At 26.4% G+C, this 14624-nt stretch carries 17 protein-coding genes; 8 read left to right on the plus strand and 9 right to left on the minus strand.

Features of this window, described 5'->3' with window-relative positions; translation table 11 throughout:
- A partial coding sequence (locus tag BP769_RS04340) for a DegT/DnrJ/EryC1/StrS family aminotransferase (RefSeq protein ID WP_413862145.1) occupies positions 1-888 on the plus strand: 888 nt, incomplete at its 5' end.
- An 8-nt stretch (positions 889-896) separates the two neighbouring features.
- Here BP769_RS04340 and cgi121 read toward each other — a convergent pair.
- Genes cgi121 through BP769_RS04355 form a run of 3 tightly spaced genes read right to left on the minus strand, consistent with a single transcriptional unit; the run spans position 897 to position 3955 of the window.
- Positions 897-1403, minus strand: a complete 507-nt coding sequence (gene cgi121 / locus BP769_RS04345; RefSeq protein WP_409197653.1) for a KEOPS complex subunit Cgi121 — start codon at positions 1401-1403, stop codon at positions 897-899.
- Positions 1404-1405: 2 nt separating this feature from the next.
- On the minus strand, positions 1406-2896 hold the full coding sequence (locus tag BP769_RS04350; RefSeq protein WP_413824240.1) for a (R)-citramalate synthase: 1491 nt from the start codon (positions 2894-2896) through the stop codon (positions 1406-1408).
- A 27-nt stretch (positions 2897-2923) separates the two neighbouring features.
- Entirely contained in the window at positions 2924-3955 is a 1032-nt protein-coding gene (locus BP769_RS04355) for a TIGR01177 family methyltransferase (protein WP_409199088.1), read from the minus strand.
- Between the two features lie 124 nt (positions 3956-4079).
- Here BP769_RS04355 and nudC point away from each other — a divergent pair, with 124 nt between their 5' ends.
- The gene (gene nudC, locus BP769_RS04360) at positions 4080-4895 is read left to right on the plus strand and encodes an NAD(+) diphosphatase (protein ID WP_413862147.1); all 816 of its coding nucleotides are present in this window, start codon (positions 4080-4082) and stop codon (positions 4893-4895) included.
- Positions 4896-4904: 9 nt separating this feature from the next.
- Here the strand turns inward: nudC and BP769_RS04365 are convergent, their stop codons facing one another.
- From BP769_RS04365 to BP769_RS04375, 3 genes are all read right to left on the minus strand, one after another.
- Complete coding sequence (locus tag BP769_RS04365) at positions 4905-6077, minus strand: geranylgeranyl reductase family protein (RefSeq protein WP_413824242.1); 1173 nt, start codon at positions 6075-6077, stop codon at positions 4905-4907.
- Positions 6078-6246: 169 nt separating this feature from the next.
- Positions 6247-6498 (minus strand): hypothetical protein, encoded by a 252-nt coding sequence (locus tag BP769_RS04370; protein WP_409197657.1) that lies wholly within the window; start codon positions 6496-6498, stop codon positions 6247-6249.
- Between the two features lie 312 nt (positions 6499-6810).
- Entirely contained in the window at positions 6811-7020 is a 210-nt protein-coding gene (locus BP769_RS04375; RefSeq protein WP_409197658.1) for a TOBE domain-containing protein, read from the minus strand.
- 213 nt (positions 7021-7233) lie between these two features.
- Between BP769_RS04375 and tsaA the strand changes: the two genes are divergently transcribed.
- The 6 genes from tsaA to BP769_RS04405 are packed head-to-tail and all read left to right on the plus strand — an operon-like array spanning position 7234 to position 11621.
- Positions 7234-7725 carry a tRNA (N6-threonylcarbamoyladenosine(37)-N6)-methyltransferase TrmO gene (gene tsaA, locus BP769_RS04380; RefSeq protein WP_409197659.1) on the plus strand — a complete coding sequence of 164 codons (492 nt, stop codon included), beginning with the start codon at positions 7234-7236 and terminating at the stop codon, positions 7723-7725.
- A 29-nt stretch (positions 7726-7754) separates the two neighbouring features.
- A complete protein-coding gene (locus BP769_RS04385; protein ID WP_409197660.1) occupies positions 7755-8972 on the plus strand; it encodes an HD domain-containing protein in 1218 nt (405 codons plus the stop codon).
- Between the two features lie 26 nt (positions 8973-8998).
- Complete coding sequence (locus tag BP769_RS04390; RefSeq protein ID WP_409197661.1) at positions 8999-9556, plus strand: UbiX family flavin prenyltransferase; 558 nt, start codon at positions 8999-9001, stop codon at positions 9554-9556.
- A gap of 23 nt (positions 9557-9579) precedes the next feature.
- Positions 9580-10143, plus strand: a complete 564-nt coding sequence (gene cbiT / locus BP769_RS04395; RefSeq protein ID WP_409197662.1) for a precorrin-6Y C5,15-methyltransferase (decarboxylating) subunit CbiT — start codon at positions 9580-9582, stop codon at positions 10141-10143.
- A gap of 51 nt (positions 10144-10194) precedes the next feature.
- Positions 10195-10962, plus strand: a complete 768-nt coding sequence (locus tag BP769_RS04400; RefSeq protein ID WP_409197663.1) for a hypothetical protein — start codon at positions 10195-10197, stop codon at positions 10960-10962.
- A gap of 32 nt (positions 10963-10994) precedes the next feature.
- Positions 10995-11621: a molybdenum cofactor guanylyltransferase gene (locus BP769_RS04405; protein ID WP_413862149.1), complete on the plus strand. Its 627-nt coding sequence runs from the start codon at positions 10995-10997 to the stop codon at positions 11619-11621.
- 63 nt (positions 11622-11684) lie between these two features.
- Here the strand turns inward: BP769_RS04405 and BP769_RS04410 are convergent, their stop codons facing one another.
- The 3 genes from BP769_RS04410 to BP769_RS04420 all read right to left on the minus strand — a co-directional run bounded on the left by BP769_RS04410 (position 11685) and on the right by BP769_RS04420 (position 14305).
- Positions 11685-11888, minus strand: a complete 204-nt coding sequence (locus BP769_RS04410) for a pseudomurein-binding protein (RefSeq protein WP_409197665.1) — start codon at positions 11886-11888, stop codon at positions 11685-11687.
- 163 nt (positions 11889-12051) lie between these two features.
- Complete coding sequence (gene guaB, locus BP769_RS04415; protein ID WP_409197666.1) at positions 12052-13533, minus strand: IMP dehydrogenase; 1482 nt, start codon at positions 13531-13533, stop codon at positions 12052-12054.
- A 55-nt stretch (positions 13534-13588) separates the two neighbouring features.
- Positions 13589-14305, minus strand: coding sequence for a (5-formylfuran-3-yl)methyl phosphate synthase (locus BP769_RS04420; RefSeq protein WP_409197667.1), 717 nt, complete (start codon positions 14303-14305; stop codon positions 13589-13591).
- Between the last annotated feature and the right edge of the window lie 319 nt (positions 14306-14624).

The following is a 14624-nucleotide window of genomic DNA, read 5'->3' on the forward strand; positions in this document are numbered from 1 at the left end:
GATTATAATCAAAAAGCATGTGATAAAATTAAAAAGTTTACTAAACATGATAGTTGTAAACTTGTTAATAGTGGGAATAGTGCTATTTTTATTGCTATGAATAATGTTAAAGGTGACATTATCATTCCAGATCAAGGGGCTTGGCATGGTTTTAAACAAATTGCTAAGTTTTTAGGTAAAAATTTAGTTACTGTTAAAACCTATTATGGTTTGGTTAAAACTGATTTTTTAGATGAAATTCTTGATGATATTAGTGAGGGTTCTGCTTTATTTTTAACTAGTTTGGCTGCTTATACTGCTGAGCAAGATATGAAGAGTATTAGTAAATATTGTAGGGATAATGGTATTTTACTTGTTGAGGATGTATCTGGAAGTATTGGTGATACTCATGAACATTTATGTAATGGTTTTTATTCAGATGTAATTGTTGGTTCTACTGGTGAGCCTAAAATTGTTAATGTAGGTAATGGTGGATTTATAAGTACTAGTATTCCTAATTTTTTTAAGGATTCTAATATTCTTTTAAAAAGTTTTAAATGTGATAAGATTACTTGTGTTGGTATTTATAATGAGTTAAATTTTGCTAAGTCTAATTTTGTTAATACTGTTAATGCATGTAATATTTTAAAAAAAGGTATTAATAATGTAATGCATCCGGATAAAAGAGGTATTAATGTTATTTTCCGGAATGATAATGCTAAGGAACTTAGTTGGAAACTTAGAGATTCATTTGATGTTGAAGGTAGAGGCATTATTACTCGTTGCCCTAATTATAATCGTTTAAAAATTAAGGGAATTGCTTTGGAAGTTAAAAATTTAGATGTTAAATGTTTAACTAAAAATAATCTTAAGAGTATTATAGATATTATTAATAATATTAATGAATAAAATTTTTTTTATTGATCTACAACTAATTTTGAAGATCTGTCAATTAATATGCTTGTGATGTCCATGATCTTTAATTCTTTTTCTGAAATATCATAAATCTTTAATAATTTATCAATTTCTGGTGATAAAACATTATCATCTCGTGTGAACATATCATTTAATTGATCAATGAAATAATCTGGACAGTTTATTAAAATGATGCATATATTCATTTTTCCTTCATGTAAACCTAACATTTTAAAAGCTTTACTAATCTGTCTTTGACCACTAGTACGTAGGAGAATTTCAACACCTAAATCCTTAGCCAAATTCTCATCACGATTAAAAGCATTGAAAGATTGAATAATACCATGTTCAATATGCTTTAAACCAGCAATACCATCCGCATTTAAAAGTTGAACAATAGTACCATCACAACAATTATCACGTAAACTATCAACATTATCTAAAGTTTCACTAACACTACTAACATTAGCAGTATAACCTAAAATTTCAATATTTTTATCATTAAACATTTTTATTCATCTTGTTTCTTCTTAATTTCTAATAAACGATTAACTCCAATAATATAAGCTTCCACACTAGCATTAATAATATCAGGTTGAGTACTACGTGCAGATATTACATTATTACCTAAACGTAATTTAACAATTACATCAATTAAAGCATCAGCTCCACCAGTGATAGCATCTACATGATACTCTTCTAATTCAACATCAGCAAACTCTTTAACACCCTTATTCACAGCATTAATTGCAGCATCAACTGGTCCAACACCAATACCTGCTTCAAGTATCATTTGATTTTCTAAACCTAATTTAACAGAAGCTGTAGGAGTAACCCTATTACCACTTACAATGGTTACTTCTTGTAAATCAACTTTAGTATCTTCAGCAATATCCATAACATAATCTGAAATAGCTTGAATATCTGCATCAGTTACAATTTTACCTTTATCTGCTAAATTTTTAACTAAATCAAAAATTTTAGATAACTCTTTATTAGTAGTGTATATTCCTAATTGTTCTAAACGATTTTGTAAACCTTTACTTCCCACATGTTTACCAAGAACAAATCTTCTATGATTACCCACTAATTCAGGATTAAAAGGTTCATAAGTATGAGAATTTTTCAACATACCATCAGAATGTATACCTGACTCGTGTGAAAAAGCATTCTCACCAACTATAGCTTTATTAGGTTCCAAATAAGCTCCAGTTAACCGTGACACCATTTTACTTGCAGAATATAATTGATTTAAATTAATATTAGTTGAATAATTATCATATAACTGATTTAAAGAAACTACAACTTCTTCAAGTGAAGCATTACCTGCTCGCTCACCAATACCATTTACAGTTACATGAAATTCACTTGCACCTCCACGTATTCCAGCTAAAGTATTAGCAGTAGATAATCCAAAATCATTATGACAATGAACATCAACAGGGACTCCTAAGCTTGATAATTCTTTATAAAAATTTAGTGATTTTTCAGGAGTTAACATACTAACAGTATCACAAGGACAAATACGACAAGCACCAGCACTTATAGTTTGTTTAAAAACCTCCTTTAAAAAATTCATATCACTACGAGTTGAATCCTCAGCAGATAATAATATTTTTAAACCATGACTTTTAGCATATTCAGTTACATTCACTGCTTGATTTAAAACTTCTCCAGGTGATTTTTTTAATTTATATTCCATATGAATAGGACTAGTAGGAACAACTAAATTAACCATACTAACATCACAATCAAGACAATAATCTACATCCTCTTTTAAAATTCTTGCAAAACTTGCAATTTCTGCATTTAAATTTTCATGAGCAATATCTTGTATAGCTTCTCTTTCCCCTTTACTAGTGATAGCTGAACCCGCTTCAATAATATCTACACCCAATTCATCTAATCTTAAAGCAATAGCTAACTTTTCTGTTGGTGTTAATGAAATCCCAGGAGTTTGTTCACCATCTCTTAAAGTTGTATCATATACTTTGAGTTTCATTATTTAATATCTCCTTTAATATTTGATTTATATTTTTATTATTACAGATATTATTCTTGTTAAACTTCTATGCATTTTAATTTCATAATGTTCTAAAATTTTAAATCCTTTTTCATTCATTATTGGATTAATATCAATATAATGAGGTGTTGCTAAAACAATTAAACCATCTTTTTTAAGATTACCTTCTAGTGAATCTAAAAATTCTTCTAATATTATAGTTGTACTTACACCACCTGTAGTTGTACTTATACCATAAGGTGGATCTGTCACTACCACATCAGCAGGTTCTAACATTTTTAATTGTTTAAAATCTATTTTATAAGTTTTATAATCTTTAATACCTACAAAGTCCAAGTTTAAAGCTGATCCATTTTTCATCTTCCAATTTATATCAGAACCTACAAGTTTAGCACCAATTAAACCTGCTTCAATTAACATGCCCCCAGTTCCACAAAAAGGATCCAATAATAATTCACCCTCTTTAATTCGACTTAAATTAACCATACACCGTGCAAGTTTAGGACTCATACCTCCAGGGTGAAAAAATGGTCTTTTATGAGGTTTAGAATCTTCAAAATGTTTCTTATTTAATTTATATTTTTCCACACATAAAAAAACAGTATCTTCAAAAACCACAACACGAATATAAGAATCAGAACCTACTAATTTAACTTTAATATTAGGAGTATTATCTAAAATATAGCCTCCAATATTTCGTTCGTATTTGACTGTATCTATATCACTATTAAATCTTTTAACTCGTACAACAAAATTATTCTTAATAAATTCACTCCAATCAATGTTTAAAACTGATTTTTCTAAATTTTCAAGAGTAGTTGTTTCAATTAATTGGTGCACTTCATGAGTATAAGCTAAACGATCTGTTAATCTTTTATAACTATGATTAAAAGTTTCTAAATCTAAATTTTCTAGTAAAGTTAAACCAGGTGTTAACTGATTTATATTTGCTTCTATATTTTCTGCATCCATTACAGCTTTTAATTCTGCAAGTGGTAATTTTTCATGTTCTTGAGATTGGATTAAAAGTAGATTCATCAAAAATTTCACATTCCTTAAATATTATTATAATTTATATTTATTCTATTATATTATAGTATCACTTCTTAATTACTAATTAAATGAAAAAATTTTAAATTTAACATTAAACATATTATATATTATGATTGAAAGTTCAATTTATGATAATTATAAAATAGATTTTATTGATAACTTTGAAACTAATGATGAATCTTATTATTTCATCTATAATACTAACCGTGAATTATATTTAAACGAAAATCTAAATGTTCCCCAATATAAAGATGAATTAAGTGATTTTTGTATTAATTTTTTATTATATATTGGTACTTTTAAAGACAAACCCTGTTTCGTTGTTAATGTAGATAATAATACTAATACAAATTTTTATTCTCTTTTAGAAATTTATAATATGAATCCCATTTTATATCAGATGGCTGGAAGAGGAGTATTAATAAATGATTGGTACAATTCTTACAAGTATTGTGGCCATTGTGGATGTAAAACTGTACTTGATGAAAAAGATATGATGATGAAATGTCCTTCATGTGGGCAAGTTCATTATACTAGAATTGCTCCAGCTATAATAGTTGCTATAAATAATAATGGGAAACTTTTAATGGCTAAACACAGTTACCATAAAAATATTAATTATGCATTGATTGCAGGTTTTGTAGAAGCTGGTGAATCCATCGAAGAAGCTGTGCATAGAGAAGTTTTAGAAGAAGTTGGTATTAAAATTAAAAATTTAAAATATATGAGAAGCCAATCTTGGCCATTTCCTAATTCATTAATGTTAGGTTTTACAGCTGATTATGAATCTGGTGAAATTAAAGTTGATCACGATGAAATTTTAAAAGCTAAATGGTTTAATGTTAAAGATATTGAATTACCACCATATGATATTAGTATTTCTTCATGGTTAATGGAAGATTTTATTAAAAAAAGTGAAAATTAATATTTTATTTTAATCCCATATTTTTTTAATATTATGACTTATAATTGAAGGAAACATTGTAAATAAATATCCTTTTTTAATAAATTCCTTAACTAAAATAGATTGCTCATCCATATCCCCATATGTACTAATAAGTTCTTCTCCACCTTTTAATTTTAATTGTTTAAAGAAATAATCTAAGTTATCATCAGATAATAAGTTTAAAGTTTTTTGTACTTTTAATTGATAATTTAATTCCTTATTATAATTTTTTTTAAAGGTTTTCTCATAATCTCTTAAATATTTGATATTATCCTCTTTAATTGCATGATTTATTGCTTTTTCTGCAATTTCAGTAGATTGAAAACCTAATATTAATCCCCCACCAGAGGTAGGTTTGACCTGTGATGCTGCATCCCCAATTAAGAGTACTCTGTCTTTAACTAATACTTTGTTTTTATCATATATTGGTATTTTACCATAATATTTCTCTATAATTTCCATATTTTTATACTTTGGATGGTTTTTAATGAAGTTTTCTAAGATACCAATTTCTTCTCCACAAGTATGGTTACTGAATAATCCAATACGATAAATATTTTCATATGTTGGAATTGCCCAAATGAATCCTGGAAATATTTGGTTTTTAACATATAATTCAACAAAATCTTTTTCCGGAATCTTATCTTCAGATTTTAATAAGAACTGTGATCCATTAAAATATTTTTGCTTATTTTTTAATTCTTTTGATATTATTGAATTAGAACCATCTGCCCCAATAATAATTTTACTTTTTATTTGACCCTTCTCTGAGGTGATTACTCCATCTTTTGTGTTAACCCCTATTACTTTAAATGGGTTAATTACTTTTACACCATTTTCTTTAGCCCTATTTAATAAGTATTGATCATAGGCAACTCGATCAATTATATATGCTTCATTTTCTTTTTTAGAAACTGATAAATCATAATTTGGACTGTGTAAGTGTGCTCCTTTAACTTGATTTAAAATTAATTCTTCAGGCAAATTGTTAAATTTTAATATTTTTTTACTTACAATTCCTGCACATTGTAAAGGTAATCCTATATTTTTCTTTTTATCTACAATAGCTATTTGTAAATCTTTATTTTTAGCTAATTTATATGCTAAAGTAGAACCTATAGGCCCTCCACCTACTATTGTTACATCATAATCAAAGGTCATAGTTTTTTTAAACTTCCATTTATATTTATTTTTAGAATTAGTATAGAATTAAAAGAATAAATTATATAATTAATATATTATTTATTATATATTAATTTTTAAGTTTTAAGAAAAAAAGTTAAGTTTCAATGTATCTATTTAATTTTAATATTCTCTTAAAAGTAAATATTTATTTATTAAATTTATAATTAAAGTATTGAACATTTTGTAATATTACTATTTGCTGGAATTTAGCATCCAGTATTTTTTCAATGTGTGCTGTAGCTTTATGATGATTTTCAGGTATATTTTCACTAAAAGTTGTTATAATTGATATGTTTTCCCCATCAGGTAATATTTCATAATCAAATGAAAGGATTTCAGGAAAATTTTTTAAATAATTTATTAATTCATCTTCCTTTTCTTTTGGTAATTTTTTCATTTAAACCCCTTTTTTAAATCCATAAAATAGTTTTTAATAGTATATAGGTTTGTTATAATATAAAAATTTTATGTAAAAAATAGATTAATAAAGCTTTTATGTTAAATTAAAAGATAGTGTATAAACGAATGATTTTAATAAATTTTAAAAAATTAGATTTTTTAATTTTAAACCATTTAAATAGATTTTTTAGAGGAAAAAATTTGTTTTATTTTTTTCTATCCTCTAAAAAAATATTACTTAAATGACTTATTGTTAAATTTTAATAAATAATTTAACAATGAATTTTTTTTTATATAAAATTCATTGAACTTATTCTTTTCCTACAATTACTTCTGTAGATTTAATAATTGCAGCTAAGTCATCGCCTTCTTTTATGTTTAATTTTTCTGCAGATTCTTTTGTGATAACTGCAGTTATTGTTGTAGGGTCTGTAACGTTAATTTTAATACTTGCCATTACTTGACCTTTTTCAACAGATTCGACTTTACCTTTTAAAATATTTCTTGCGCTTATTTCCATTTGATTCATCTCCAAATAACTAGATATAAATTTATGAACTTTAAATGTTCTATAATAACTAATTATAAACAATAGTATTTAAATGTATCCTTTTATCAATAATAAAGAGTTTCACAACGATTTAATTTTATACTTCATAACGATTTTTTATTTATAAGCACTTAAAAATTAAAAGCATCAAATATAAGAACAAATAAAAACAAAAAAACATTTATGAGTAACATAGAATTTGAAAGCATAGGAGAAATACATACACCCTTTAAAAAACTTGAAGGAATGCCAATCCAACCCATAGGAGCACAAGGAGTAAAAGGAGAAATACATATAAAACAAAAGTATCTAGATGGCCTAAAAGATATTAAACACTTTTCACACTTAAACTTAATATACCATTTACATAAAGTAAAAAACTATGAATTAGAAGTTAAACCATTCCTAGATACTAAAACACATGGAATATTCGCAACAAGATCCCCAAAAAGACCTAATCCTATAGGATTATCAGTAGTCCAATTAGACAAAGTAAAAAACAACATTTTATATGTATCCAATGTAGACATATTAGACAAAACACCAATAATAGACATAAAACCATATGTTCCACAATTATATCAAGATACAATAGAAAATCTTAAAATTGGTTGGTTTGAAACTAAAAAAGACCAAGCAAAAACAACTAAAGCAGACTCAAGATTTATAGACTAAAAAAAATAATAATAAGGTGTATTGGTAAAATGTCAAATAAAAAATTTATCAGAGACAGCATACACGGAAACTTACCTATCACACAATACGAAACAGAATTAATAGATTATCCTCAAATACAAAGACTTAGAAGATTAAAACAATTAGGATTCATCTCATTAATTTATCCTGGAGCAAATCATTCCAGATTTGAACACAGCATAGGAACAATGCATTTAGCATCACAATTAGCAGATCAATTAGAATTAACAAATGAAGATAAAGAATTAGTGAGAGTAGCAGGATTACTCCACGATACAGGTCACGGACCATTCTCTCATGTATCTGAAACAGTGCTTGAAGCTCCTCATGAAAAAATAACTGAATATGTAATAAAAAATACTGAAATTAGTGACAAACTAAAAGAAAAATTCAGTTTACAAGATATAACAGACATAATCCATGGAAAAGGAAAATTAGGACCCATAATTAGTGGGGAATTAGATGTTGATAGGATGGATTATTTAATGCGAGACTCATATTATGTAGGAGTACAATACGGAGTAATTGACACACAAAGATTAATAAGTAATTTAAAATTAGAAAAATATTTATTATTAGATATAAAAGGAATTCAAGCTGCAGAATCACTATTAGTTGCAAGATATTTCATGTATCCCAGTGTATACCAACATCACACAACACGTATATTAAATTCTATGTTCAGAAGAGGTATTCAATATTTAATAAAGGATTATGGTTTAAAACCAAAAGAAATGTATAAATACGATGATTCTGACTTAATATGTTTATTCAGAAACAGTGACGGGTATGCTAAAGAAACAATAAATAGATTAGACAATAGACAATTATTAAAAACAGCATATAAAATTGATGTTAAAGAATTCACACAACCAGAAAAAATATTTAAAATCAAAAAAGATGAAATTAATAAAGCTGAAGAAGAAATAAGTGAAGATTATGGTATAAAACGTGACAATGTAATTATTAACATTGCAGATTATCCTCATTTTGATGAAATGAAAACTCAAGTTTCTTTAAACGATAAATTATATCATTTAAATGAAATAAGTAGCATAGTAGGAGCATTATCTGATGCCAGATTTAACTTCCCAGATATAAGTATTTATGTTCCTAAAGAAGATCGTGACAAATTAGAAAAATTTAAAATAGAACATTACTTAAATTTACCAGAACGGAAAAATAGATTCGAAACAATGACATTCGATCAAACAGTATTTGAATAAAAAAAAATTATAAATTGGTGATCCTTTTGATAATAGTAGCATTAACTGGAGCTAGTGGAACAATTTATGGAATAAAATTATTAAAAGCTTTAAAAGATTTAAACATAAAAACCGGACTTTTAATTAGTGATCCTGCAAAAATTGTAATCCACCATGAAACAAATTTTAAATTAGAAGATATAAAAAAATTAGCATCAAAATATTATGAAACAAATGATATAAGTTCAGAAATTAATAGTGGATCATGCAGATTTGAATCCTTAGTCATAGTGCCTTGTAGTATGAAAACATTATCTAGTATAGCAAATGGTTATGCTGATAATAGTATAAGCCGTGTTGCTGATGTTGCTTTAAAAGAACATAGAAAAACTATAATTGTTCCAAGAGAAACACCATTAAGAAGTATTCATTTAGAAAATATGTTAAAAATTTCTAAAGAAGGAGGAATAATTTTACCTGCAATGCCTGCTTATTATAATAAACCAGAAACATTAAAAGATAATGAAAATTTCATAGTAGGGAAAATTTTAGACTCATTGCAAATTGATAATAATTTATATAAACGATGGAATCCAACAAAATAAAAAAAAAGAGATGATTAGGTTTTATGTTAAATGATGATGAATTTATAAAAACTTGTGATGTGCCTGGACCAACTAAAGAGGAGATTAGGGCAATATTATTATATAAATCTAATGTTTGTCATGAAGATATTGTAGTGGATATTGGTTGTGGAACAGGAGGATTAAGTGTAGAATTTAGTTTAAAAGCAGAAAAAGTTTATTCTATAGATAAAAATCCTGAAGCTATAAATATTTGTAAAAAAAATTTAGAAAAACTTGGAAATTTAGATAAAGTAAGTTTTATTGAAAATGATGGTGTGAATGCACTTAAAAATATAAATACTTTTGATATTGCATTAATAGGTGGTAGTGGAAGAGATTTAGAACCTATTTTAGATTTAGTGGATAGTAAGTTAAACCATGAAGGTAGAATTTTAATTCCATGTATCCTCGTTGATACAAAAGTTGATGCTGTTAATAAACTTAAAAGTTTAGGTTATAATCCTAAAATTGTTGAAGTTAATGTAAGTAAAGGTAGAGTTATAGATCGTGGTATAATGATGATTGCACGAAACCCTATTGCTATTGTTTATGCAAAAAAAAGATAAATATTATTTTTTTAATAAATTATTTTAATTTTTATGGAGTTGAGTTTGTTTATGGTTAAGAGGAAAATTAGTTGGAAATTAAAATTTGCTATTGTGCTGATTATTGCAACTATACTAATATATACTGGTAATTTTTATATTTTCCATGATAGTGAAGAAATTTTTTCATATGTTATGATGCATTTAGGATTTATTCCTATAGATATTTTAATTGTTGCTTTAGTAATTGATGATATTTTAGCTCGTAAAGAAAGAGAAGTTATTCTTGAAAAACTTGATATGTTATTAAGTGTGTTTTTTAGTGAAATTGGGGATAATCTTTTAAGTAATTTTACTAAAATTAATCAAGATAAAAATATTATATATAAATATTTAAAGGATATTGAAAATTGGGAAGATTCTGATTTTGAAAGTGCTATGGATGCTATTAAAAGTAAAGGTGTTAAGTTCACACCTGAAATATCAGTTAAAGATCAAGGTGTATTTTTAAATGAAATTCAAACATTACTTGTTGATAAAAGAAATTTTATTGTTAATTTATTAGAAAATCCAAATTTAATGGAAAAGGATAATTTTTCTGAATTGCTTTTAGCTACCTTACATTTAGATGAGGAGTTAAAACATAGAAATGATTTAAATGATTTAACTACTACTGATTTTAATCATTTAATTGGTGATATGAATCGGATTTATACTAATTTAATGTATGAATATGTTTATTATATGTTATATTTAAAGCATAATTATCCTTATATAATTAGTATTGCTTTACGTACTAATCCTTTTGATATGGATGCAGATATTCATGTTAAAGAATGAATATTTTTTATGATTTTTTTAAGTGATTATATATGAAATGTTTAAGTTGTGTAATTCTATGTGGAGGAATGAGTCGTAGAATGGGTCAAGATAAAGGTTCTATGATTATTAACGAGAAACCTATGATAATTCATATACTTGATGTGCTAAACTATGAAATTGATGATGTTATTATAGTTTTAAATGATGAAAGTAGAGTTAGAAAATATGAAAAAATTATAACTCACTACCAAAATGAAAACAAAAAATATCAATTCCATATCACATACCTTACTGATGAAATCAAAAATAAAGGACCATTATCAGGAATCATGACAGGGTTAAAAAAAGTAAAAAATTCATACGCATTAATATTACCCTGTGACTCACCATATATTCAAAAAAAATTCATACAAGTAATGAAAGAAAAATTAAACAAAAACCCAAATGTAGATGCAATTATACCTAAACATTTAAAAAATGATGTAAAATCAAATATTGAACCGTTACATAGTATTTATAATAAAGGGCAAGAATTTTTGATTAATGAATTAATAGAAAATAATAAATTAAAAGTTAATGATTTTATAAAACATTTAAAAATAGAATATGTGTTAATTGATAATGAGAATATATGTGAAATTAACTTCAAAAATTTGAATAGTAAAGAAGATTTATAAAAAAATACAATAGCCTAGCTAAAATATATAATAAATAATAATTAATTATTACTAATTTTATTTTTATTTTTCTATTTTAACAGAACGTGGATTTCTTCCCATTTCTAAAAAAAACTTATTAACTTTCTCAATCATTAAAGAATAACTTTTTTTACTAATAGTAAAATCTTTAATATTAGCATAAGCTGGCATTTCACCTGTTCGCTTATTGGTTTCCATAATATTATCAACCATTTCTCGGTATTCTTGTAAAGTTAATGAATCCATTTAATCACCAAATTTATAAAAGAACTTAATACATTAATTTTAAGATAATTATAGTAATATTGTTTTTATTATATAAATCATTCTATTTAATCCTAAAATTAAAAAAGAGAGTATAATTTAAATTAAAAAAATAAGAATATTAAAAAAATAAAATGAAATTTAATTATTCTAATAAAGGATAATTAGGACTTTCATTAGTAATTAAAAGATCATGAGGGTGAGATTCTTTAAGTCCACCAGCAGTAATTTGAACAAAACGTGCTTTTTCATGCATAGATTTAATATCTTTAGCACCACAATAACCCATACTAGCTTTTAATCCACCTATAAGTTGGAACATAACTTCTGAAACTTTACCTTTATAAGGAACTGCTCCTTCTACACCTTCAGGTACAAGTTTTGAATGTTTCATAGGACCTTTAACTTCTTGGAAATATCTATCAGCTCCACCACCAAATCCTCCAGTCATAGCACCCATAGAACCCATTCCACGATAAGTTTTATATTTTCGTCCATTCATCACTACAACATCACCAGGTGATTCATAAGTTCCAGCTAATAAATTACCCAACATTACAGCATCGGCACCAGCACCTATTGCTTTTGCTACATCTCCACTATATCTTAAACCACCATCACCAATAACTGGTATGCCTGAATCTTTAGCTACATCAGCAACTTGACTAATAGCAGTTATTTGAGGAACACCTACACCAGCAACAATTCGAGTAGTACACATACTACCTGGACCAATACCAACTTTTAATGCATCCGCACCTTGAGCAATTAAATCTTCTGCAGCTTCGGCAGTTGCAATATTACCTACACATAATTCAGCATCAATATTATCTTTCATTGTTTCAACGAATTTAACAACATTCATATTATGTGCATGAGCACAATCTATACTGATAATATCTGCTCCAGCTTCATCTAATGCAATAGCCCTATCTAAATCGAATGGACCTGCAGCTGCTGCGACTAATAATTTCCCATGTTTATCTCTTGCAGCATTAGGATGGTTATCATGATTTAAAATATCGCGTATTGTGACTATACCAACTAATTTACCTTCACGTACAACAGGTAATCTTTCTACTTTATTTTCATATGCAATATCTAATGCTTCTTCAGGAGATATAGTTTCTTCAATAGTAACTACATCTGAAGTCATAATTTCATTTACTTTTTTATTAACACCTGAGCGAATCATTGGTTTTACATCACGTTTACTGATAATTCCAACAATTTTGTCATCTTCTATTACTGGTAGTCCACTTATAGATTCATTTTCCATTATATCTTGAACTGTGGTAATATCAGAGTCCGGAGTAATAGTTACTACATCACGTATAGTAATTTCTTCTGCAGATTTTACTTTTTTAACTTCTTCTACTTCCATTTCTGAAGTCATATTACGGTGTATTACACCAATTCCACCTTCTTGTGCTAATGCTATAGCTAATTCAGATTCTGAAACAGTGTCCATAGCAGCACTTAATACTGGAATGTTTAATTTGATTTTTTTTGATAATTGAATTTTAGTATTAACATTTTTTGCTTCTACCCAAGAAGCATTTGGTACTAAAAGAAAATCATCAAAAGTATATCCCTTTGGGGCATTATTTACTTTTTCTGAAAACATTTTTAACCTCTATAAGAAATGATTTAATATAATAATATAATAATAATTAATTTATTTATTCAAAAGATTGAACATAATCTTTTAATTCTTTAACAGCATTTCGATCTATGTGTCCGGTATTTCTATCTCCACCAACACAAGCTGCACCTCTTAAACCAACTACATCTGTTTTAACATCAAATAATGGTTTTAATTGGTCTTTTTTTACTGATCCTGCTAAAGCTACTTGTAGTCCATAACTATGTGTTTCATCCACAAATTTTTGACAATCATCTAAAGAAAAATAATCAAATAATGTATGTCCATCTTTTACTGCAGTATCTAACATCGCTAAATCTGCACCAGAATCTCTTGCAATTTTTGGAATTTCCCAAGGACTTACTGCACCTACACGATGTGCATCAGCATATCCAGATGCAACTACAATTGAATCAGGTTTTGTGTCTTTTACTGCTTTTACAACATTTTTCATTACTTCTAAACCTTCTTCATAATTCTTTGGACCATATAATCCTACTTTAATGTAATCTGCTCCTGAAACTAATGCTCCCATTGCTGCAAGTGATACTGTACCTGGTTTAAATGGAACATCACCTAAAGTTGCACTAACTAATAAATTTTCAGGTGTTAATTCTCTTATATCTTTTATTACCCATGGAAAATTAGCTCCTAAAGATCCTTCTTTAGGATTTTTAACATCAACTATGTCTGCTCCACCTTTAATTGCTTCTAGAGCTTCTTCATGATTTATTGGACTAATTAATAAACGCAATTTGTAGTTCCTCCTGATTATAATATAATATTAATGTATTATTAATATAATTATATTATTATAGTTAAATAAACTTAATAGTTTATTAAATTATTTATTACACTATAAAAATATTTTTAATGATTATTTTTAAGAAATAAATAATATAAAAATTATATTAGGTATTTATATATAATTATTATTATAAAAGGTTTTGTTTTTTATAATTCTTGAATATAGAAACTATAAAATTTATTAATTATTATTTAAAAGAATAAGTTAAAGTAACTTTTTGTAAGAATAAGAATTTTTGTATAAAAAAAGGCTGGCAGCGAAATGA

Origin of the sequence: Methanobrevibacter sp. UBA417, assembly GCF_002508845.1 — an archaeon.
GTDB lineage: Archaea > Methanobacteriota > Methanobacteria > Methanobacteriales > Methanobacteriaceae > Methanobrevibacter_A > Methanobrevibacter_A acididurans.